General features: G+C 68.7%; 12 protein-coding genes. 2 read left to right on the top strand and 10 right to left on the bottom strand.

Annotated elements, in window-relative coordinates; genetic code table 11:
• Window position 1 precedes the first annotated feature (1 nt).
• The 3 genes from AWC02_RS01310 to eccB form a co-directional block, all read right to left on the bottom strand.
• Window positions 2–304, bottom strand: coding sequence for a PE domain-containing protein (locus tag AWC02_RS01310; RefSeq protein ID WP_085126488.1), 303 nt, complete (start codon window positions 302–304; stop codon window positions 2–4).
• Between the two features lie 102 nt (window positions 305–406).
• Window positions 407–4,618: a type VII secretion protein EccCa gene (gene eccCa, locus AWC02_RS01305; protein WP_085126486.1), complete on the bottom strand. Its 4,212-nt coding sequence runs from the start codon at window positions 4,616–4,618 to the stop codon at window positions 407–409.
• A gap of 3 nt (window positions 4,619–4,621) precedes the next feature.
• Window positions 4,622–6,121 (bottom strand): type VII secretion protein EccB, encoded by a 1,500-nt coding sequence (gene eccB / locus AWC02_RS01300; protein ID WP_085126484.1) that lies wholly within the window; start codon window positions 6,119–6,121, stop codon window positions 4,622–4,624.
• Window positions 6,122–6,501: 380 nt separating this feature from the next.
• Here eccB and AWC02_RS01295 point away from each other — a divergent pair, with 380 nt between their 5' ends.
• Both AWC02_RS01295 and AWC02_RS01290 read left to right on the top strand, forming a co-directional pair.
• Complete coding sequence (locus AWC02_RS01295; protein ID WP_085126482.1) at window positions 6,502–7,785, top strand: PE-PPE domain-containing protein; 1,284 nt, start codon at window positions 6,502–6,504, stop codon at window positions 7,783–7,785.
• A 261-nt stretch (window positions 7,786–8,046) separates the two neighbouring features.
• On the top strand, window positions 8,047–9,417 hold the full coding sequence (locus AWC02_RS01290) for an MFS transporter (RefSeq protein WP_085126480.1): 1,371 nt from the start codon (window positions 8,047–8,049) through the stop codon (window positions 9,415–9,417).
• Between the two features lie 35 nt (window positions 9,418–9,452).
• Here AWC02_RS01290 and AWC02_RS01285 read toward each other — a convergent pair whose 3' ends face one another.
• From AWC02_RS01285 to AWC02_RS01255, 7 genes are all read right to left on the bottom strand, one after another.
• Window positions 9,453–12,632 (bottom strand): arabinosyltransferase domain-containing protein, encoded by a 3,180-nt coding sequence (locus AWC02_RS01285; protein ID WP_085126478.1) that lies wholly within the window; start codon window positions 12,630–12,632, stop codon window positions 9,453–9,455.
• Window positions 12,629–15,916 (bottom strand): arabinosyltransferase domain-containing protein, encoded by a 3,288-nt coding sequence (locus AWC02_RS01280; protein WP_085126476.1) that lies wholly within the window; start codon window positions 15,914–15,916, stop codon window positions 12,629–12,631. Before AWC02_RS01280 ends, AWC02_RS01285 begins: the two co-directional genes overlap by 4 nt.
• Window positions 15,917–16,101: 185 nt before the next feature.
• Window positions 16,102–16,422: a hypothetical protein gene (locus AWC02_RS01275; protein ID WP_085126473.1), complete on the bottom strand. Its 321-nt coding sequence runs from the start codon at window positions 16,420–16,422 to the stop codon at window positions 16,102–16,104.
• A gap of 201 nt (window positions 16,423–16,623) precedes the next feature.
• The gene (locus AWC02_RS01270) at window positions 16,624–19,860 is read right to left on the bottom strand and encodes an arabinosyltransferase domain-containing protein (RefSeq protein ID WP_237160278.1); all 3,237 of its coding nucleotides are present in this window, start codon (window positions 19,858–19,860) and stop codon (window positions 16,624–16,626) included.
• Entirely contained in the window at window positions 19,857–21,722 is a 1,866-nt protein-coding gene (locus AWC02_RS01265) for a galactan 5-O-arabinofuranosyltransferase (RefSeq protein ID WP_085126469.1), read from the bottom strand. Before AWC02_RS01265 ends, AWC02_RS01270 begins: the two co-directional genes overlap by 4 nt.
• Window positions 21,722–22,486, bottom strand: coding sequence for a decaprenylphospho-beta-D-erythro-pentofuranosid-2-ulose 2-reductase (locus AWC02_RS01260; protein WP_085126467.1), 765 nt, complete (start codon window positions 22,484–22,486; stop codon window positions 21,722–21,724). The genes AWC02_RS01265 and AWC02_RS01260 overlap by 1 nt, the downstream gene beginning before the upstream one ends.
• A complete protein-coding gene (locus AWC02_RS01255; RefSeq protein WP_085126465.1) occupies window positions 22,487–23,878 on the bottom strand; it encodes a decaprenylphosphoryl-beta-D-ribose oxidase in 1,392 nt (463 codons plus the stop codon).
• Window positions 23,879–23,933: the final 55 nt, after the last annotated feature.

Raw genomic sequence — 23,933 nt, 5'->3', positions numbered from 1 at the left:
GCTAGCCGCCGAGCGCGACGGTGGCGGCCCGTAGTGCCTCGGTGGCGCCGTACACACCTGCGGCGGTGGCTTGCGCGCCGGAGTACAAGCCGCGCTGCACCGAATGCTCGGCGACGATGCCCAGGTATTCGCCGCCGGAGGCCAGTAGGGCCGCATGGAATGCGAGGGAATCGGGGTCGTTACCCATGGGCAGAACCCCCAGCAATGCCGGGCTGGCGGCCGAGGCGGCCGCCTGTGTTTCGGCGGTGATTGCGGCTTCGACTCCCGATGAAGCCAGGACCGCTTCCGGTTCTACAGAAAACATATTTCCTCCCCGATGCCTCATCACCGATATGTCGACGGCGGCGAACCGGACTTGATCGTAAACCGAATTGGGGCGCTCGTCACTTCAAGATGTAAATACCGGTTATTGCCGTTCGAAATCGTGGATCATCGACGACGGGACTCCTACCAGAACGCCCTCGACTTCTAAGTCATTGACCAACAGTCCGCGGCCGGCGGGCAACGCCTGGGCCCGCACCGTGCGGTTGACCTTGTTCTGGGGGTCGTTGTCCATGAACAACGTGGGCACCTTGGCGGCGCGTTGCGCCTTCACCCAGGGGTCCATCTCCAATTGGCCGAAGTTGGACGAGTTACGGGTGGTGAAAACGTGCAGTCCGATCTGACGGCCCCGTTCCATCAGCTTCCACAATGCCGCACCTACCGGTGGCTTCGCCGGATGAATTTGTGCGGGGCGCAGATCCTGCACGTCATCGATCAACACGAAATGCCGCGGCCCCTCCCAGGGCTTGAGCGCCCGTAGCTCCTCCTGGCTGAGCCCCCTGGCGGGCAGCCGGGGGAGCAGTATCTGCTGGGCAAGCGTGGTCAGTGTCTCGTCGATCTCGTCCTGGTCATAGGCGTAGGCATGGATGTACCCGGGGCCCTGCAGGTCTCGCAGCGGGCCCGTCTTGGGGTCGATGATCGTGATCTGGGCTTCCCCGGGGCCGAAACGCGCCATCACTGCTTCGCCGATTGCGGCCAAAGTGGCGCTTTTGCCGCACAGGGCCCGCCCCAGGATCATCATCCCGGGGTTCTCGGCCAGCATCAGCGGGACCGGGAGCAGATCGTGCTGTTCGCCGATCATGAACGCGATGGACGGCGCGGCCTGGGCGGGCGGCCGCTGCGCGACGTCGTAGGCCAGGACCTCCGCGAGCGCGACAGCCGGTGGAAGTCGCTTGAGTGTGGCGTGCTTGGTGACACCCGCGACCTGCGCAACCCGGCTCCCGAGTTCCCGGGTCCCGATCCGGGTGCCGTCCTCGGCGGCAAGTTCCGGAACCCCGATGAGCATCTCGTGCAGCGACTCCGTCAGACCGAAGCCCGGCCGGTTGACGGTGCGTTTGGCGGCATCGCGGGCGTCCAGCGACGCGGTGCCCATCTCATTCTCGCCGGGGTTCTGCAGCCGCAGCTGGATGCGTACGTCCGAGTTCTGCAGCAATGTCTGGCGTTGACCGTGAATCCAGCCGGAGGCGCTGGTCATCAAGTGCACGCCGTACTCCGGACCGACACCGCTCAGGGCGATGATCCGGTCACCGAGCATGGTGTCGGCGGCGTAGAGGTCGGAGAAGTCGTCGATCACCAGGAAGACGTCGCCGTAGGGATCGCCGGCGTCGGTGCCGGCCATGCTCTCGCCACCGCCTGAGCCGAAGCGGCGCTCCCGGAACTCGTTGATGTCGATCTTGTCGCGGCGGAAGGTGTCTTGGCGGGCGCTGATGAGCGCGGCCATGGTCGCAACCGTGCGCTCCACGCCCTCGCGGTCGGCCGGCGAGACGATGTCGGCCACGTGCGGCAGGGTTTCGGCGTAGCCCAGCGTTGCGCCGCCGACGCAGAAGAACGTCACCCGCGCCGGGGTGTACATCAGCGCGGCCGAACACATCAGCGTCATCAGCGTGGTCGTCTTGCCGCGGCTCTTAGCCCCGACCACCATGATGTTGCTGCGCAACACGTCCACGCAGTGCACCAGTTGCTGGGCGTCCTCGGGGATGTCCTTGACGGCCAGCGGCCACACCAGGCCGGGGTTGCGGCCGTAGTCGACGTGCCACGGTTTGCCCCGGTAGCGCGCGACCAGGGCGTCGACCGGCTCGGAGATCTCCAGCGGAGGCAACCACGGCAGATGGGGCGCCTTGCGGTCGGCGGCGATGAGTGACTCGCGCAGCACATCGACGATCTTCTTCTTCTTGAAGCCGTCGGCGTGCAGCAGAAACTCATCGGGCTCGGCGTCGGTGGCCGACATGTCTCGCAGCGCTTGGGCGTCCGCCGCGTCCAGCGGCTGGTACTGCCAGGTGTACAGCCGGGGCTTGGTGAGCGTCATGTCGAGGGTCTGGCCGGTCGGCAGCTTGCGTTTGGGGACCACGAACGGCGCCGAGAGGTAGAAGCAGCGGAATGGCTCCAGGTCGCGCGGGCCGACCTTGAGCAGTCCGAAGCCGTTCTCCTTCGACGGCAGGTGGTAGGCGGCATCCGAGCCGATCACTTCGCGGCTGTCGTCGCCGGACTCGGCCCGCAGGGCGACCCGGAAGGCGATGTTGGACTTCACTTTCTGCAAGGAGGACAGATCCAGGCGTTGTCCGCCGAGCATGAAGAAGACGTTGGCGCCGCGGCCCTCCTGCCCGATGTGGATGATCAAGTCGATCCACTTGGGGTGGTTCTGGAACAGCTCCAGGTATTCGTCGATGACTACGAGCAGTACGGGTACCGGTTCCAGATCCCGCCCGGCCAGGCGTATCTCTTCGTAATCGTTTGCGTCGCGTGCACCGACCGAATTGAACAGGCGATAGCGCCGGGCTATCTCACCGTCGATGGCGCGCCGCATTCTTTCGGCGAGGTGCCGCTCGTCCTTTCCGAGGTTGGACAATGCGGCCGATACGTGCGGGATGCCGAGGATGTCTTGGGCCGCGGACTCGAACTTCATATCGACGAAGATGACGTTGAAGGTCTCCGGCGAGTGGGTCAGCGCAATGCCGTAGACCAGGGAAAGGAAGAACTCGGATTTCCCCGAGCCGCTGGTCCCGATGACCACTGAGTGAAAACCGTAGCCGCCGAAGTCTTTAGCGCGCAGAATGACGTTCTGCAGTTCACCGCTGGGCTTGGCTCCGACGGGGATCTCCGCCCACCGTTCATCGCCCCGGCTGCGTCTTTCCGCCCATAACCGGTCGACGTTGAGTTCCCGGGCGTCGTCGATGCCCAGCGCACGCAACAGTTCCAGGGCGCCGCTACCCGCGTCGGCGACATCGACGCTGGCCGTAGGTGACCAGCGAGCCATTGCCCTCGCGTAGCGGTAAGCGCGCGGCACCGACAATTGGTCGGCGTGCGCGAAGAACTTTCCGCCGGCGCGCAGCGTCGGCCGTTCGGGCAGGTCGGGGCCGCGCCGGTTCCTGCGGTCCGGGGCGCCGGCTTGGTCAGCGCCATTCCGCGGGGCCGGCTGCTTGGACAACTCAAAGACCTCGTCGCGGCCGAAGCCCACACCGGTGCCCAGACGCGACGCCACGCGCAGCACCGTGATGCCTTCCTTGCCGACACGACCGACCACGCTCTCCCATGCCTCGGGGCTGCCCGTGTTGTCGTCGACGATCACCAGGTGCGGACCCAGATCGGGCCCGGCGCCACCGGTCTCCAGCGGTGAGGCCATGGTGGTGGGGCTCGGCGCGGAGAGCGGCCGCCAGGCGCCGCGCTTGCCCTTCATGTGAAGGTCGGCGCCCAGCGTCGCCTCAAGTTCGGTAGGACTGGTGAACACCAGGCGTCGCCACCCGCAGGCGTCGAACATGTCGTCGTGTTGGTTGTGCGGCAGCCAGATCATCCACGACCACAGCTCCGGGTGCCGGGTCACCACCACCAGCTTGACGTCGAGGGGATTGTGAAAAACCGCCAGCCCGCTGAGCATCGAACGCAGCAGTGAGCGAATCCCGTCGAGGTCTTCTCCGATAAAGCTGAAACCGGGGCGGGAGCGCAGGTTCACCACCTTGGCGATGTCGCGGATCTTGCGCTGTTCCAGGATGAAGTCGCGCAACGCCTGGCCGGTGACGGGCTCCAACTCCTCGTCGACAGGAATCTCCGGCCACTGCACCGACAACACCGAGTCCGGGGCATGCTGCACCCCGACGCCTAGCCGAACGTCCAGGAAATCCGCGTCGGAGCGGCGGCGTTCCCACATGCGTTGGCCCCCGATGACCGCGCCCAGCTCCAGCGGAGTGGAGTGCACCAACTCCTGGGCGTTGCGCTGGGCGCAGACCGCCTTCTGAATCTCGTCACGCTCGCTGTCGAGGGAGCGCAGGTAGCTGCGCCGGTTCTTCTCCTGCTCGCCCCAGCTGATCTTGCGGGCCCGGCCGAAGCGCCCGGAGAACATCAGCATGGCCAGCCCGGCCATGCCCACCATGGGGAACATGCCCGATCCCAGGTTGCGCACACCGGAGACATAGAGCATGACGATCGTGCCGATCAGTGCCACGATCAGGGCGGGTATGCCGATCATCACCCAGAGGTTGCGCGGCTCGCGTTCGGGAAGTGCGTCTGGCGCCCGGGGTGCGACCCGCACGGGCTTGGGTTCAGGGACCTGAAGGCGGACGGGAACGAACGCGCGCTTGGACATCGGTCAGTGCCCTCCCGAGACGCCCGGCTGGTTGCTGGGGACCACCGGCTGTACGGCCCCGGGCGCCACCAGGGTGTCGCGGGCCAGCAGTGCCGCGCGCCGCGACAGTTCTGGACCGCTGGCGAATGTGCGCAGTAGCGGCCACGGTGCTTGCTGCGCGGAGCCCGGGTCCAGAGCGAGGCCCTGGAGGGTGTCGGTTTCGGCGGCGATGCCGAATCGGACACCGTTGGGCGACACCCAGAACAGCGACTCGCGGGTGTCGGATTCGGGCAGTCCGCTGGTGGAGGCGACGAAGTTGGTTGCTCCCGGCAGCACCAGCACCTGGTTGGCGACCACCGAGTTGGGGCTGCGGTCGTCGCGCACCAATCGGACGATCCGGCTGTCCATCTCCGGCGACACCGGCAGGCCGCGTCCGCTGTACAGGGTGATCCGCGCCTGTGGATCACCGGAGGCCTTCTCCCAGGCCACGCAGGTAGTCGGGTCGGCCGCGATATCGATGAATGCGAGCCTGCCGTGGGGGTAGTACTCGACGGGCAGGGTGGTCACTTCCGGGATCTTGAGCAGCTTGTCGGGGCTGACGATAAGCGGCGCCACCGAGCCGAACGAGTTCGCGCTGCGGATCAGGTCGGCGACGAAGCTGCTGATCTTCTGGACTCCCTCGGGAACCAGAACGTAGAACTGCGAACCGCCGCTGGACGTCCGGGTCTCCAGCACCGTCCCCACCTGGGAGCCGGGCACCCATTGCGACGGGGAGCCCGCCAGCGGGATCACCGGAACGCGGAGGGGTTCGGTGCTCGGGAGGGCGTCGAACAGCGCCCGCGATATCTCGACAGGTGCGGTGGTCCCCGGATCGAGACCGAGACTGAGCGTGGTGGCTCGATCGGCGGGATCCACTTGGGACCGCTTGCCGCCCCAGATGACGTACGTCGCGCCCTGGAAGCGAGTCAGGATGGCCGCGTCCGGTGCCAGCGGTGCGGCGCGTCCGAGGGGATTCAGCAGTCCCGCAATCGCTGTCACCACGGGCGGTTCGGCGCGCCGCGGTGAGCCGGCGGTGTCACAGACCGCCCACGCCGAAGGGGCGCCGGTGTTGGCGATCAAGGACGGCGGGGCGCCCGGAATGCCGATCATGGGGCCGGTCGGGTATTTGGCGATCTCAGCGGGTTTGACCCAGGTGGGTGGCTCAGCATGGCCTACGGCAAGTCGCGCCGAGGTGATGTTCAACGCCGGATACAGCCGCCCGTCGATACGCGCGTAGATCGCACCCGAATCACGGTCGCCGACAATCGATGACGTCCGAACAATGCCGGCTGGGCGCAGCACGTTGAGCAGCAGCATCCAGCCCATGCCGATCAGGATCAAGACGATGGACAGCACGATCGCGGCGGTCTGTTTGCGGTCGTCGTGCTTCATGCGCACGGAGAATCTGGTGGTGGCTGCGCGCAGTCGGCGGTTGTAGAACAGGTGACCGGAGTTCTGGTCCCGGTTCGACAGACTCAGCGGCATGCCCGGCCACCCCTTACGACGCACGCTCGGCGATGCTGCGCTTCCCCCTGCGGCGACAAGCGCACCGCGACGACATTACTGGCGTTGGCCAGCGCGAACCAGTCACTTGCGTGCACTTCACGGCATCGGGACCCGCGCCTTTAACGCCGATAGGCGCCCCGCGACCGGTGCAGCCGTACCACTCACCCCGCTCAGTCTTACCTCAGGGTCTGGGCCTGGGTGAATGCCGGTTCTCGGCCGCTACCAGCTCCTGCGCAGATCAGAAGGGTGTTCCGGGGTAAATCTAAGCTGAGTTTGACAGACCTCAGTGTGATTGAAATCATCCAAGTTCGGCAACGGCACGATCATGTGCGGCCCGGAGAACCGGCGAGGAAGTCTGGATGTTTGAAGCAGTAACGGCACGGTCCAGCCACCGTCAGTCCGGTGTGCGGGCCGCCCTGGCCGCTGCCATCGTGGTCGCAGGCGTGTGCGGCGCGCCCCAACTCGCCCCGCTGGCGGCGATGCCCGGACCCCTCGGGGTGGTGCTCACCGCCGATGGCGGACCGCTGGCCAACTCCGGTATCGCGCTGATCATGGGCCCCAGCATGATGCCCACGCCCAGCCTGCAGTTCGCTGAAACGGTCAACGAACTGTTCTTGGAGCCGCAGGGCTTCGCCGGGCAGCTCCAGGTGCTGACCACGCCGCAGGAGCCCTACATGTTGGACACCTCCTTGGCCGCCGGGGCAGAGATTCTCGTCGACAAGGTGCTGGCTTTGATCGAGAGCGGCCAAGTCGATGCCGACAACCCGGTCACGGTGTTCGGGTACTCGCAGAGTGCCGCGTTGACCACCCTGGCCATGGAGCAGCTCCAAGAGGCCGACGTGCCCAGCTCCGCGGTGAACTTCGTGTTGATCGGCAACTCGGCCAACCCCATTGGGGGCATGCTGGTCGGCTTCGAGAACGTGCCGGAGATTGCCCGGCTGATGGGGCAAAGCGACGTCACCCTGGGCAACCCGACGCCCAGCGATCTCTACCCCACCAGCATCTACACCCTGGAGTACGACGGCTACGCCGACTTCCCGAAGTACGCCAGCAACATCTTCTCCACGCTCAACGCCATGATGGGCATGGGCATCCAGCACGTCGCCTACCTGGGCCTGACTCCCGAGCAGATCGCGAATGCGACCCTGCTGGAGTCCAGCCCCGACAGCCTGGTCAGCTCCTACATGATCGAGAGCGAGTACCTGCCGCTGCTGTGGCCCCTGCTGTTCGTGCCCATCACCGGAAAGCCGCTGTATGAGCTGATGGAGCCGACCATGCGGATCCTGGTGAACCTCGGCTACGGCAACATCGAGCACGGCTGGAACGACGGGCCTGCCGACGTGCCCACCGAAGTGACCATGGAACCGCAGGACATCAACTGGACCGAGGTCAACGCCGCGCTGGCGGTGGCAGCCCAGACCGGCTGGAACAACTTCGTCGACGCCATCTTGGACCCGGCCACCTACCAGCTGACCGAGATGATCGACAACCCGGCGTTGGCGCCGCTGCTGGCGGCCGGCGACGGTGTGGGGCTGGCCGACGGCGCTGACCCGCAGGCCATGCTCCAGGGCCTGACCAACATGTTGTGGGAATCGTTGGTGGGCCAGTACCTGGACCCGGCCTACTGGGAAGCTCAGGGCTAGGACGCTGTGGGTCAGCGGGATTGACTGGGCCGCCGGCCGCGGACGGTATCGCTGACGTAAGCGTTGTGTAACGCTTCGCCCAACAGACGGCTACTTCGCGGTGAAACCAATTATCGTTCCTCCCAGGTGATCCCAATGCAGGGCTAGCCGCCGAGGTTCCAACTCTGCCGGGCCGCAGGGCGATTCCCGGCCAGCGGATCGCCGTGCGAATCGTCGGAGGCCTGGACAGGGGGACGGCGTGTTTCTTGGCGGCGAGGCGCGGTGAGTCTGCTGCTGCCGCCACGCACCCCGGAACCGGCCGCACCGAATCCGGCCTGCGCGCCTGATGAAAACCAGCGCCTGATGCGCAAAGCCATCGCTGCATCGGCCATCGGCAACGCGACCGAATGGTATGACTACGGCGTCTACGCCGTGGTGGCGACCTACCTGACCGAAGCGTTCTTTCCCAACGCGCTCGGCAGCCTCGGCACCATGCTGGGCTTCGCGGTCTCCTTTGTGCTCCGGCCGTTGGGCGGCCTGGTCTGGGGACCCATCGGAGATCGGTTCGGCCGCAAGTCCGCTCTGGTCGCGACCATCGTGCTGATCGCGATAGCCACCACGCTCATCGGTCTGTTGCCCACCTACGCCAGCGCGGGCTGGTGGGCCCCGGTGCTGTTGATCGCCCTGCGGGTGGTGCAGGGATTCTCGACCGGCGGCGAATACGGCGGCGCCGCAACATTTATGGCCGAATGTGCACCCGACAACAAGCGCGGGGCCTACGGCAGCCTGCTGGAGTTCGGTGCCGTGGGCGGCTTCGTGCTCGGCACCGCCGTGGTACTGGCACTGGAGGCGATGCTCACCCACGAGCAGATGGCGGCCTGGGGCTGGCGCATTCCCTTCCTGCTCGCACTGCCGCTGGGCGTGCTGGGACTGGTGCTGCGCAGCCGGATGCCGGAGACACCCGTGTTCGCCGAATGCACGATCACCGGCTCGGCGCGCGACCGGCTGGTAGACCTCCTGACCAACTACACCCGGCCCCTGCTGGTCACCTTCGCCCTGTTGGTGGCGCTCAACATCATCGACTACACCCTGGTGACCTATCAGCCGACCTACCTGTACGCCACCGTCGGCCTTGACCCGCGCAGCAGGACCGCGGTGGTGCTGGTGGGGGAGTTGGCGATGATGGCCTGCATCCCGCTGGCCGGTGCCTGGTCGGACCGGATCGGGCGAAAACCGCTGTGGCGCGGCTCGATGCTGGGGTTCGCGGTGCTGGCACTGCCGATGTACTGGCTCATGGGCCAGGGTTTCGGCTTCGCGGTGCTCGGGTTCACCGTGCTCAGCGTGCTGTTCGCGGCGCCCATGGCCACCGTGGCAGCCACCTTCCCGGCGCTGTTTCCCACCCAGGTCCGCTTCGCCGGCTTCGCCGTCGCCGACAACGCGGCCGTGGCACTGTTCGGCGGCACCGCGCCGGTGCTGGCCGACTCGGTGATCACCCACACCGGCTGGCAGTTGTTCCCGGCGGCCTACCTGATGGTGGCCGCGGCCATCGGGTTGATCGCCTTGCGGTTCCTGCCCGAGACAGCCGGCTATTCGCTGCGCGGCACCGAGATGCCTGCCGTGCGGGCCGACTTCGCCCGCAACCTGGCCGCGTGATCCGCCGCGCCCGTCGGCCTTCGCCGGCGAACGGGCTACGGCTTGATGCGGATCTCGCCGGGTGACCACCAGCCCGAACGCGTGGCGCTGCCCAAGTCCAGCTCCGCCGGGGTGGCCGGCGTGATGACATCGAACTGACGCAACGAACCCCAGTCCCGGCCCCAGTCATGGTTGAGGTAGGTGGCCATCACATGGGCGCGCAGCAGCATGTCGGAGATCCCGAGCAACCCGCCGTTGACCCCGTCCTGCCAGGTGTCGGTGTCCTGCTTCTTGGCGTTGTAGTCCGGGGTGATCCGGTACTCCGGCACCTCGGTGACGCCGTTGGCGTGCAGCATCGGGTGCTGGCACGGGAACGCCAGGCCCACCGCCCAGTCCAGCAGCACCGGCTTGTCGGAGCCGATGTACTCCTGAATGGTCTTCACCTCGGGCAGTCGCGGTGGGGTGAAGGCGATCCAATCCCGCGGATTCAGCGACTTGTCCACGGCCACAATGCGTACCGCCGTGGCGTCCGACGGAATCTGCGTGCGCGGGTAACGCAGGTTGCGCCACATCCGGGGCCACTCCCCGAACAGGTCGTAGGGCACCAGCCGGCCGGCCGCCACCGGCGTGCCGTCGGGGCCGGGAACCCCGTACTCCAGCTCCACGTCCTGACCGGTGGTGTAGCCCTTCAGCACGCTGTTGCCGGCGATGGTGCCCGCGGCGGTCACCGCGATCAGCGGGTGGGCGTCGTCGGCCTGGGGAAGCGTGTACCAGGCCGATGTCAGCGTGGACACCTGCTGCGCGTCGGTGCTGTAACTGCCGGCCAGCGGAACCCGTGCCGGGTCCAGGCCGTAGGGCAGTGGCACCGTCGAGCCGTTGATGCCCGGCTTCTTCAGCTTCTTGGGAGCATCCCAGTCGTAGTCGGTGCCGGGCTGGGTGATCGGCATGCGCAGCGCCTCGGCCACCACCTTCTCCGGCACCCCGCTGGCGGTGAAACCGACCGGGTCCACTCCACCCAACGGTCCCAGCTCGCCGTACTGTCCCGGCAGCGGCGTCAGTGCGCCGTCGTTGGGGTCCGGCTCGACCAGCACGTTGTCGGCCAGCCCGCAGCCGCCCACGAACGCGCGCACGTTGGCCAAGCCGTTGGAGTAGGTCGGGTATTCGCGGATGATCCCGGCCACCATCGAGGCGATGAAGACGCACACCATGAAACCGGCTGCCACCGGTACCGGGGCGGTGGTCAGCGCCCGGGCCAGCCGGCCCTCGCCGCGATCACGCGGGGCGAAGTGCAGCCAGGCCGCCCAACCGGCGACCACCGCAAACATCGCGAAAAAGATGGTGCTGACTGTGATTCCGCCGATTCGCGGCATGTCGGCGTTGAACGGAACGCCGTAGCTGGAGACATACCACCAGCCGTTGGTGGTGGCGAAACACAACGCCATGATGAACAGCACCGCCGCGGCGAACGCCATGCGATTTCGCGACCAGCGCACCACTTGTCGGGAGACCAGCACGGTGGTCAGCGCCGCCATCGCCCCGGCCACCGCGGCGAACAGCCCGAAGTGGTGCACCCACTTGGTGGGGGCGAACATCAGCGAGAACATGGTCGCCAGGATCACGCCCATCAACCGCCACACCGGGCCGCTGGCCACCCCGGCGATCCGCTTGCGTCGCAACATGATGAACATGGCGGTGAACAGGCACAGCGCACAGATCAAGAACCCGAACCGCCGCGACAGCGAGCCGTCGACCGTCGGCAGGATCAGGTAGTAGTAGCGCAGGTTCTCGGTGTACCAGGCCTGGCTGGGACCGATGGCGGTGCGCACGCGGGTGGCCTCCAGGACCGCCCGCACCGTCTGGTCGGCGAAGACCACGGTCAAGATCACCGCACCGGCGGCCAGCAGCGGCGCCACCAGCGGCCAGGTGCCCACCAGCCGGTGCCGGCGCACCAGGATTCGCAGCAGCGGCCGGCCGCCGGCCAGCAGCGCGGCCACCGCGATCAGACCGGTGGGCTGAATCCCCAGGGTGAACGCCGCGCAGATGATCGCCAGCGCCGCCGGCGTCAGCCTGCTCGAGATGATCGCCCGCTCCACCAGCACATAGGTGATCAGCGAGCCGACGGCGATGATCCCCTCGGGACGCAGACCGTTGTTGAACGGCATCCATGCCGCCAGCAGCACCATGCCGGCGGCCCACAGGGCGGGCTTGCTGGCCGCCACCGCCGGACCGAACCGGGGCAGCACCTCGCGGCTGAGCAGCAGCCAGCACACCAGCCCGGCCACCAGGTCCGGCAGCCGGATCCAGATGCTGGCGTCGGACACGTGCGTCATCAGCGCCAGCAGGTTGTAGTACCAGCCGAACGGGTCTTCCGGGCTGCCGAACCAGCGGAAGTAGTTGCTCATGTAGCCGGCGTGATCGGCCACCCGGGCCATTCCCAGGATGTAGCCGTCGTCGGAGGAGTTCGCGCCGATCACGTACCACAGCAGGAACCCGAACACGACCGCCACATCGGCCAGTGAGAAGAACCGCCACCGGCTCGGGATCAGCCGGTGCATCCGGTGCCCGTCGAGCCGGTCCAGCCGCCACAGCGCCAGCACCGCGATCACCGTGGCGAGGATCGCCGCGAAGATCGCTGCCCGCTTGAGCGCGGTGGGCTTGGTGGAGAACCGGGTGTCGATGTCGGCGGTCAGCGACAGCCCGTCCGGCGCCGGGCCGGTCAGGTCGGTGAACACCCCGACGATCTGCGGGCGCAGGTTCGGATCCGACCAGCCGTACCGCTGCGTGATGCCCCCGATGGTGGCGAACGTCCCGTCGTGCGACGAGGTGACCTCGATATCGGTGCAGTCGGGGCCCTCCACCTTGGCGCGGGGCGCGGTCGCCAGCACCACGTTGCGGTCGGTGACGTCCACCCGCTTCTCGGTGACGGTGATGAACAGCCCGTTGAGCGCGGCGTCCTTGCCCTTGGCCGGCGCGGTCGATACCAGCGTGCCGCCCTCGGCGGGCAACTGGCGCACCAGCGCACACGGCGCCTTCACCGTCAGCGACAGCGGCGTCTGGGAGATCAGCGGCGCGGTGACGCTGCTCAGCTCGCCGTGCTGCGGCCAGTTCAGCGTCGCGGTGGTCTGCACCACCGGCAGCAGCGGTGTGGCCACCGACAGCAGGAAGCCCACGAGGCCGGCGACGACGGCCACCCAGCGGGTCAGTGTGAGGTCACGGTCGGTCGCGGGCGCGGTCATGGCAGTGCTCGAATCGGTCCGGGCCGGCTCCAGCCGGTAACGGTGACGGTGCCCTGCTCGATGACGGCGTCGGGCGCGGTCTTGGCGGGGATCAGGCGGTGGTAGGCCTCCACGGCACCCCAGTCGCGATACCAGTCATTGCGCAGGTAGGTCGGGACGGTGGTGGTCCACAGCATGGCCTGGGTGATCAGGAACGGTCCGCCGTCCTCGGCCGACTGCCACAGATTGGACGACGCCGCGGTCTGCTTGTGATCCGGCATGATCCGGTACTCGGGCAGTTCGGCGATCCCCAGGTGTTCGGTGAACGGCCGCTGGCACGGGAAGTTCGCCGCGACGGCGATGTCCATCAGCACCGGGGTCTGCGAGCCCATCAACTCGGTGATGGTCTGCACCACCGGCACCCGCGGGGGCGTGAAGGCGATCCACTGCTCGGTGGACAGGTTCGGGTCGTTGGCCACGATGCGCACCACATCGGTGCCCGGCGGCGCCCAGGCCAACGGGAAACGCAGGTTGCGCCAGGAGTTCTGCGGCCCGATGTCGATGGGCTCCACCTGCCCCAGCGCCTTGAAGGTGCCGTCGGGCCCACTGGCGCCCCACTCCAGCTTGAGCGGCTGGCCGTAGTCGAGCTTGCCGTCCTCGCCGTGCGACCAGATGGCGCCGGCGGCGGTGACGACGACGATGGGCGCCCGGCTGGTTGCCGGGTCGGGCTCGGGCAGGCGGTACCAGACCGAGGTGGCGTGCGCGGCGACCTGCTCGCCGTAGGAGCCCAGCACCGGCGTCACCGCCGGGTCCAGGCCGAACGGCAGCGCCACCCGGGACCCGTTCACCCCGTCCGGGGCGTCGTCGGGGAGCTTGCCTCCGGCGGTGCCCGCCGCATCGCTCTGGTTGGCGCTGGGCTTGTTGGGCGAGGCGTCGGCGTTGGGCACGCCGGGCTTGGCGATCACGGCCAGGGAGGTGAGGTCCTCGTCGACGGCGTTGGGGTCGAACCCGTAGGGGTCGGTGCCGCCGAGCGGGCCGAGCTCGCCGTAGTCCTGGCCGGCCACGGGTTGCAGCAGCCCGGCATTGGTGTCCGGTTCGGCCAGCACGTCGTCGGCCATGCCGCAGCTGGTTTGGCCGCGGACGCCGGCCAGCACGGCCTCGGCGTTGGCCTTGGCGGTGGTGTAGGCCGGGTAGCGCCCGGCAGCGGCCTTGGCCATCGAGCCGACCATCAGCAGCACCATCAGGCTGGCGACCACCAGCAGCGGGGTGGAGGCCAGAATCCGGTTGCGCCGGTTGGCGCTGACCTCGGTGTGGCCGGCGTAGTCCAACCGGAAGTGCTGCCAGCCGGCCAGCAGACCGGTGGCGATGGACGCCGCCAGGAACATCGAGGTGACCGGCCGGCTGGCGATCACCGGCGGAATGTCGAACCAGGGCACGCCGTAGCCGCCGACGTAGAACCAGCCGTTGACCCCCGATGTCGCGATGGCCACCAGGAACAGCAGCGCCGTCACGTACAGGGTCATGTTGCGTCGGCTGTGCAGACCGACCCGGGCGTAGGTGAACGCGGTCAACGCCGCCAGGGCCCCCGCCAGACCGGCGAACGCGCCGAACTGCACCGCCCACTTGGTCGGGGTGAAGGTCAGCAGCAGCAGGCCCACCGCGGTCGAGCCGATCAACCGCCAGGCCGGACCGCTGGCGACGCCGCTGATTCGCCCGCGGCGCAGCAGGATCACCAGCATGGCGAGCATGCAGAACAGCAGCACCAGCACGGCGAACCGGCGCGTCATCGAGGCGTCGACGTTCTCCTCGACGGTCAGGAAGTAGTAGCGCAGGAACTCCTGGTACCAGGCGATGGTCGGGCCGACGACGTATTTGATCCGGGCCGACTCCGCGACCGCGGCCAGGGTCTGCGACCGGCAGACCACCACGGCGATCACCGAAGCCGCCGCGGCCAGCACCGCCAGCGGCGCGACCAGGCCGTCGTCGGCGCGCCGGCGGCGGATCACCGCTTCGATCGCGCGGGAACCGGTCAGCAGCGGGGCCAGGGCGATCAAGCCGTGCGGGGCCAGCGTGACGGTGAAGACCGCCACCACGATGGCCCACGCCGCGGGAACCAGCCGCCGGGTGGCGATGGTGCGCTCCACCAGAACCCAGACCACCAAGGTGCCCAGGGCGATCAGCGGCTCGGGGCGCAGGCCGTTGTTGAACGGCATCCAGGCCGCCAGGAACATCATCGCGGCGGTGAGCACCGCCACCCGGTTACCCGACAGGCGGCCCAGCCGGGGCAGGATCAGCCGGCTGATGATCAGCCAGCAGGCCATCGCAGCGGCGGTGGCGGGCAGCCGCATCCACACCCCGGCGGTGCTCACCGTGCTCAGCTGGCCCAGCAGCGCCGGATACCAGTCGAACGGGGCCTCGCTGGCGCCGAAGAAGCGGTAGTAGTTGGCGACGTATCCGGCATGCGCGACGTTGCGCGCCATCGTCAGGTTGTAGCCGTCGTCGCTGGAGATGGCACCGATGACGTGCCAGAGGGCCAACGCCGCCAGCACCCCCGCATCGGCCAGCCAGGTGATGGGACTGGCCTTGAACCAGCGTCGCCAGCTGCGTGGCGTGCGATGCCCCACGCGGCGGTCCAGCACACCCAGCGCGATGATCGATGCCAGCACCGCCAGCAGTCCCAGCGTCATCACGCCGGCCTTCAGAACGGTGGGCGAGGTGATGAAGCGGGTGTCGATGTCGACGCGCGCGCTCAAGCCGGGCTGCGGGCCCACCTCGAGCTCGGTGAAGATGCCGCCGATCTGCGGCTTGTTCTCCCCGGGCAGGCGCCCGGAGGCGCCGGGGATACCGACGAAGTCCGCGCCCACCCCGCCGGCGTCGGCCCACAGGTGCAGTTCGCTGCAGTCGCCGAGCTTGTCGCGGGCGGTGGCCGCGGCCACGTGGTCGCGGTAGGCCGCGGTCACGGTCGTCTTGTTGGCCCGCACGAACAGGCCGTGGGCGGTGGCGTCCACCCCGCCGGCCGGCACTGTGGACAGCACCAGGCCGCCGTTGGCGCCCAGGGTGGCGATCGCCGAGCACGGGATGGTGATGTCCAGGCTGCGCGGCGCTCCGGAGACCAGGGGAGCGGTGACGTCGGAGACGTAGCCGTCGGCGTCGACGCCCTGCGGCCAGGCGATGGTGGCGGTGGTCTGTTTGACCGGGAGCAGCGGTGTGATGCCGCACAGCAGCACGCCGCTGACGCCGGCGAGCACTGCGATCAGCCGTGCAATCCGATAGCGCCGCTGGGGCTGATCGTGGGTGGAGGACACGAGGCCTGATGCTATGCGACGCCGCCCGCCATGCGGGGCACCCCGTCCGCCCGGCTGGCGGGGAATCCGGGCCGTCCGGCGCTCTCGTGCGCGGCCGGGATATATGTGATTGTTGCCCGCCTCTGCGCGACAACCCACGTTATGTCGGGTTGCGGAGGGAGGTCCGCGGCGCCGGAGCTGCACCGTCACGGGCTGCCTTGGTCCGCAGAGTCGTCACCGGCTGCCTGCTCCCGCAGCGCCATCACCCGTTGGTGAATGCGGTACTCGGTGCTGCGCGGAACCCGCGCGGGCCCGTAGCGGCCCCGGCCCCGCCGAAACACCCGACCGTGTTCCCGTTCCCACCGCAGGGCATCCGAGATCGCTTTGGACGGCCGCCCCTGGACACAGAAGCCACGCGAGTCCAGCTCCGCGGCCAGTTCGGCGATGCTGCACGTCCCGTGGTGCAGCAGATGGTGCGTCAGTACGTAGCGCAGCTCGATGCCGCGCAAGGACCTCAGGTTCGTCATGTGCCGCACCCTGACACCGTGGTCCGACACGACCGGCGTTAGTCGCTCAGAGGTGGGCAACTCCCACACCCACCGACCCCGGTGACAGATGCGGCCACCGGCGTTAGTCGCTCAGAGGTGGGCAACCCTCACACCCACCGACCCCGGTGACGGATGCGGCCACTGGGACACCCGACAGCCGTGTGAAAAGCGTGACGGAACTCAGTGCCGCAGCGGAGCCGGGCTCCACAACCCCGACCGCACGGCGGTACCCAGTTCCAGTTGCGCCGGTGTGGCCGCCGGATAGTACGGCGTCAACTGTTGCAGAGCGCCCCAGTCGCGGAACCAGTCGTGGTTGAGGTAGCTGGGCACGGTGGTCGCACGCACCAGCAGCTCGGTGATACCCAGCGGGCCGCCGCCGTTGTTGTCCATCACCGGCGAGTTCGCCTCGGCGCCGAACCGGTCCGGCAGAATCCGCCACTTGGGCACCTCGGTCACCCCGTTCTGGTGACCGAACGGGCGCTGGCAGGGGAACGCCAGGCCGACCAGCCAGTCCAGTAGCACCGGGTCCGAGGAACCCACCACTTCCTGCAGAGTGCTCAGCTGCGGGACACGCGGCGGCGTCACCGCGATCCAGTGCTGCGGAGCCAGGTCGTCGTCGCGGACCACCAGCCGGATACGGGTGGCCTCGGCGGGGATCGACGACATGGGCGCGCGCAGGTTGCGCCATGCCGGGACCGCACCGATGTCCCCGAACTGCACGGTGCCGCCCGGCTTGTCGTTGGCGGCGCCGGCCTCGGTGGCCCACTGCGCGGTGACCTCGCCGCGGTCGAAGCGTCCGGCGGCCGCCACCACCAGCAGCGGTCCCGCGTTGGCCCGGTCGGCGGGCAACCGGTACCAGGCAGACCGCAGCAACGCGGGCACCTGAAGGCCGGGACGCCAGCTGCCGAGCACCGGCACCCGGGCGGGGTCGAGCTTGTAGGGCAGCCGGGCCCGGGAGCCGTTGACCCCCTCGGCCGCGGTGGTGCCGCCTTCGGTACCGGCCTCGCCGCCGGCTACCTGCGCGTCGTCGTCGGCCAGCCGGCCCAGGCCGGGCGGGCCGATCACCTGGTCGGCCGAGACGTCGTCGGGGATCCCGTTGGGCATGAACCCGGCGGCGTACCCCGCACTCAGGGCCTCTGAGACCGGGCTGTCGATCGGGCTGAGCATTCCGGCGGTGGGGTCCTGCTCCACCAGCACGTCGTCGGCCAGCCCGCAGGTCCGGCCGGATCCCAGGACCGGGATGGCGGACAGATTGGAGCGGCCCACGGTCCAGGCGGGGTACTGCCCGATCATCGCGGCGGTCAGCGAGACCACCTCGAACACGATCAGCAGCCAGGACGCGATGGCCAGCGGATAGCCGGACAGCGCCGTCCAGCGCGGCGTGCGCTCGGCGCCGTTGCGGAAGTGGAACCACGCGGCCACCAGTGCGGCGGCCACCGTCAGCCCCACCCCGATGGTGGCGAAGGCCAGATGCCACTTGGGGAAGGCGTTGGACCACGGCACCCCGAAGTTGGAGACGTACCACCAGCCGTTGACGCTGGCGAACGACAGGGCGGTGATGAACAGCACCACCGAGGTGAACAGCGTCCGGTTGCGCCGGGAGCGCATCGCCGCGGCGCTCACCGCGACGGCGGCCAGCGCGCCCAGCGACCCGGCGAGGCCGGCGAACACGCCGAAGTGGTGCGTCCACTTGGTGGGGGTGAACATCATCGCGATGAACGAGATGATGGTGATCCCGATGATGCGCCGGCTCGGGCCGGCCGCGGTGCCGGGAATCCGGCCCTTGCGCAGCGCCACGGCCACCGACACCGCCAAGGCGAGCGCCAGGGCCAGCACCGGGAAGCGGCGCGCCACCGAACCGTCGGGGGTGGCCAGGAAGAGCCGCTCGTAGCGGACGTGCTCCTCGAACCAGGCCAGGCTCGGGCCTACCGCAGACTTCAGCGTGCTGGCCTCGATCTCCCCGGCCAGGGTCTGGTCGCGGAAGATCACGATCGCGGTGATGCTGACCGCCGCGGCGATCGGCGCCAGCAGCGGCGCCAGCCCGAACTGCTTGGAGCGGCGGTGCAAGATCGTGCGCAGCGGCCCGATCGCCACCAGCAGCGCGCCGATCGACGCGATCCCGGTGGGACCGGAGAACAGCGTCATCGCGCCGATGATGCAGGCGATCGCCAGCGGCAACAGCCTGCTGGTGGCCACCGCACGCTCCACCGAGCACCAGGTCGCCAGGATGCCCAGCGCGATGATCGGCTCGGGGCGCAGGCCGTTGTTCAGCGGCAGCCAGAACGCCAGGAACATGCCGGCCGCGGTCCAGGCCGCAGCCTGACTGTGCTTGACGGCGTGGCCCAGCCGGGGGATGACTTCGCGGCTGATCAGCCACCAACAGGCCAGCGCCATGATCAGGGTGGGCAGCCGCATCCAGATGCTGCTGGTCGAGACGTGTGCCCACAGCGCCAGCAGGTCGTAGTACCAGCCGAACGGCGCTTCAGGGGTGCCGAACCAACGATAGAAGTTGGCCATGTAGCCGGCGTTCTCCGACACCCGCGCCATGGTCAGGATGTAGCCGTCGTCGCTGGTATTGGCGCCGACGAAGTGCCACCACACCAGCACCGCCGTGACCAGCACATCCAGCGGCGAGGCCGACCACCAGCGGGCCGGCAGGAATCGCCGGTGCCGCATGCCGTCGGCGGTGTCGAGCACATGCAGGGCGATCAGGGCGGCGATGGTCAGCGCCACGCCCAGGATCATCGCCGCCAGCTTGAGGGCGGTCGGTGCACTCGAGTAGCGGGTGTCGACGGTGGCGGAGAACTCCAGCCCGGCCGGCGCCGGCCCGCTCAGATCGGTGTAGACGCCGACGATCTGCGGCCGGAAGTCATAGCCGCTGCGGGTCCCGGTCAGCGGCGAGCCGGGATGCTCGGCGTTGGGGCCGTACTTGAGGCCGACGAACTCGGCGGTGACCCGGTCGGCGTGCGCGGTGAAGGTGAGCTTCTGGCAGTCCGGGCCGAGCACCGCCGACAGCGGCGCCACCACCACCGGCACGTTGCGCACCACCAGAACCAGGTCGTCGTTGACGCGCTGGATTAGCAGGCCCCGGTCGACAGCCTTGGGCGCCTGCTTGGGCACCGTGGACAGCAGCACCGACTTGCTCGGGGTGAGCCCGGCCGCCGCCTGGCACGGCACGCTGATGTCCAGGTCGGTCGCCACGTAGCTGATCAGCGGAGCCTGCACGCTGCTCAGCACGCCGTTCTGCGGCCAATTGAGTTCTGCGGTGGTCTGTTTGACCGGTAACAACGGGGTCAGGATTGCCAGAAGGCTGCCCAGCACGCCGGCGACGACGGCGACGGCCCGAGCGATCCGGTAGTCGGCGCACGTTTCGGTCACGGAGCAGATGCTATCGGGGCGTTCGGCGGCGTCTGTCAGGTGCGGATGGCAAGCACAAACGGACCGATCTCCTGGACGCGGAACTGCGGGCCGTCGAACAGCGCCGCGTCGAGTTCCACGGTGTAGCGCCGCACGTTGGGATGGTTGGGGTAGACGTCCTTGGCCAGCCGCAGCGTGTAGGTGTCACCGGCACCGGGCCGCATCAGGAACACCGTGGGCCCCGGCCACGGCAAGGCGTCGAGCGCGCGGGTGAACTGGTGGGCCGTCTCCAGCTTGGACCAAGCCTCGATCGCGGCGGCGCGCGCGGAGAACTGGGCCAGCGGGTTGGCGTAGTGCGGGGTCAGGCCCTGGAACCCCCAATAGGGGTAGTAGGACAAAAAGCTGTAGTCGGCGGTGAGCACCACCGTCTGGTCCCGCGGCCTCCCGGTGGCCGCGGTGATGGCGGCGTCGACGGCCTCGTAGTACTTCGCCGCGCCCGGCGGTCTGCGGTCACCGCGCTCGCCGTGCCCGTCGGTGTCGGTGTAGGCGACGGTGATGTCGGGCCGCAGCACCTCGGGGATGTCCTGGCTGAAGGCGATCGCCCCGGCCACCCCCACCGCCGTCGCCGCCGGGTAGACGATGCGGTGCCAGCCGCGGGCGGCCCCGCCGAGCGCGCGGGCCCCCTCGATGAAGCCGAAGACCCCGGCGGTGGCCAGCAGCACCGTCAGCGTCGGCTGCAGCCGGAAGCTCAGCAGTGTGGTGCGCGCCAGGGTGGACAGCATCGACAGCAACGACCACAGGTAGACGCCGACGACGCCGATCGCCAGCGCACCGGCCCGGGTCGACTCGGTGGCGCGGACCACCAACCACAGGGTGCCCAGCAGGCACAGCGCCCCCAACAGGGTGAACTGCAGCATCGGGAAGCTCAGCTCGGCGCCGTCGCGGGGCAGGTAATGCAGGGCGCCGCGGGTCTCGCCGACCGGATGGTGCAGCGCCGCCAGCAGGTAGGGCGTCCAGGTGATCGAGGCGATGGCCGCGGCGATCACGCCGATCACCGCCAGCCGTGCCAGCGGTTCCAGGGTGGCCCGAAGGCCGGCACGCCGGAGCGCGCGCGAGCCCGCCACCAGCACAGCCATCAAGATCACCGTGAAGGCGCTGTAGGCCACCAGCAGGGTGTAGAAGGTGGCGGCGAAACCCAGGAAGACACCGGTACCGACGAGCGCCGCCCAGCCCCGGCCGGCTGCCCGCAGTCCCGACCAGGCCAGGATCAGCACCGGGGGCGCCAGCAGGGTGATCATGGCCGCGTAGGGCTCCGGGGAGCTGTAGGCCAATGTCACCGCGGTTGCGGCGATGGTGGCCAACACCGCGTACTCGAAGCGCACCATCTTGTTCCACAGCACCAGGGCCACGGCGGCGGCGATCGCCATCGAGGTGATGGCCCACGGCTTGTACATCTCCCAGGCCGGCGTACCGGTCAAGGCCGCGGCCCGCCCCCCGAGCCAGAACCAGCCCGGCGGGTAGTAGGGCGGCAGCCCCAGGTAGGTCATGTCGTGAAGCCGCGGGCTGTCGGCCAGCCGGGTCAGGTATTCGGTGCGGAACTGCTGGTCTACCGAGATCCCGAACAGGTAGAGCTTGGTGGCACCCAGCGGCATCGCCAGGGTGACCACGGAGAACGCCGAGACGAACACCACCGCGGCGAGCCAGGCCAACACCTGGCGGCCACGCCGCCACAACAACGCCGCCCCGGCCAGCCCGGCCAGGCAGCCGACCTGCCCCACCGTGGTCAGGGCGTGCAGTTGATTCGACGACGGGTACGCCGGCCATTGCACCCGCGCGATCGCCGTCAGCGCGACCACCGCGACGACGACGGCCACCGCGGCGGCCAGCATCATCTGACCGACGGTGGTCAGCGCGGTGCGCATCAGATGGGCAGCCGGCGGAAGATCGCCCGCGGAACGTGCCGCAGCACCATCATGACGTAGCGGAACGCCCCTGGCGCCCAGACGATTTCCTTACCCTTGGCCGCCGCGGTCACCGCAAGTTCGGCGACGTCTTCTTTGTCGACGGTCAACGGGGCTTCCTTGACGTGCGCGGAGAACCGGGTGCGCACCTGCCCGGGCCGGATCACCAGCACCCGCACCCCGTCCTCGCGAAGCGCCTCGCCCAGGCCCAGGTAGAAACCGTCCAGGCCGGCTTTGGTGGACCCGTAGACGAAGTTGGTCCGGCGGACCCGCTCGCCGGCCACCGAGCTCATCGCGATGATCTGACCGAAGCCCTGGGCGCTCATCTTGCCCGCGAGCAGCACACCGACCGAAACCGCTGCGGTGTAGTTGATCTCAGCGACCTGCACTGCCTTGGCCTGGTTGTGCCACAGCTCCTCGGCGTCGGCGTCCATGCCGAAGGCAACCACCGCCACGTCGATGTCGCCGTCGCTGAAGGCGGCGTCGATCATCGCCGGATGGCTCGCGGTGTCCAGCGCGTCGAAGTCGATGATCCGCACCGACTTCGCGCCGGCGGCCTCCATCTGTGCCTTCGCCCCGTCCCGGCCCGGGTCGCCGGGCAGGCAGGCCAGCACCACGCTCGCCGAGGCGTTGCGCAGGTAGCGCGCACAGATCGCCAGGCCGATCTCGGAGGTACCGCCCAGCAGCAGAATCGACTGGGGATTACCGGTCGCGTCGAACACCATCTACACAAGCTCCAAACGTCGGGCCATATCGGAGGCGAAGACCCCGTCGGGATCCACCTTGCGGCGCACCGCGATCCACTCATCGATGCGGGGGTACATGGCGTGGAAGTTCTCCGCGGTGGTGCGCGAGTCCTTGGCGGTGTAGAGCCGCCCGCCGAATTCCAGCACCCGCCGGTCGAGCTCGTTGAGCAGCTCGTTGAGGCCGGGTTTCATCGGGAAGTCCAGGCACACGTTCCAGCCGGGCATCGGGAAGCTCAGCGGCGCGTCGTTGGCCGGCCCGAACAGCTTGAACACGTTCAGGGCCGAGTAGTGCCCGCTGGCCTGGATATCGACGATGATGCTCTTGAATTCCTCGACGGCCTCGGTGGGCACCAGGAACTGGTACTGCGCGAAGCCGGCCGAACCGTAGCCGCGGTTCCACTCACCCAGCAGGTCCAGCGGGTGATAGAACTGCGTCAGGTTCTGCACCTTGCCGCGGTAGTGGCCGCCGCGGCGGTAGTACAGCTCGCCGATGGTGCTCAGGCTCAACTTGTTCATCAGCCCGTTGGGGAAGATGTCGGGCACCGTCATCAACTGCGGTGCGTCGAACTTCAGCGGGTTGCGCGCCAGCTTCTTGGGCAGCTCGTCGCGCCGGGCCAGGCGCCCGCGGGTGATGGTGGCGCGACCCAGCTTCGGCGGCGGGCTGATCGCGTCGAACCAGGCACTGGAATAGGTGTAGTTGGCCTCGCTGCCGTCACTGTGGAAGGCGATGGTCTCGTCCAGCGTGCTGGTGTTGTCGCCGTCGTTGATGAAGTACGCCGTCTCGGTGGGCGTCATGGCGATGGTGGCGCGCAGGATGATGCCGGTCAGGCCGTTGCCGCCGACGGTGGCCCAGAACAGCGCGGCCGTGTCCTTGTCGGGGCTGTCCGGTTCGAGGTGGCGCACCGAACCGTCGGCGGTCAGCAGGTCGATGGACCGCACGTGGTTACCGAAGCTGCCTTCGCTGTGGTGGTTCTTGCCGTGGATGTCACAGGCGATCGCCCCGCCGATGGTGACCTGCCGGGTGCCCGGCAACACCGGAACCCACAACCCGAAGGGCAGGGCGGCCTTCATCAACTGGTCCAGGCTCACGCCGCCGTCGACGTCGACGATGCCGCGATCCGCCGAGATCGAATGGATCCGGTTGACCGCGGTCATGTCGACCACCAGGCCGCCGCCGTTCTGCGCGTTGTCGCCGTACGAGCGGCCCAGCCCGCGGGCGATCACGCCACGGCCTGTCTGCTCGGCCGCGCGGGCGACGGCGCTCGCGATGACCTCTACATCCGGGGTCGACAACACCTGCGCCACGCTTGGCGCGGTGCGGCCCCAACCGGTGAGGCGGCGCGGTGTGGTCTGCAGCTCGGTGCTCAACATCGCACATGAGGGTACCGGCAACGCGCCAGATCCCCATTCGGCGTGACTAAACGGA

This window comes from Mycolicibacter engbaekii (assembly GCF_002101585.1).
Classification (GTDB): domain Bacteria; phylum Actinomycetota; class Actinomycetes; order Mycobacteriales; family Mycobacteriaceae; genus Mycobacterium; species Mycobacterium engbaekii.
Note: the sequence above shows the minus strand (reverse complement) of the source record. Positions and strands in the feature narration are given on the sequence as shown.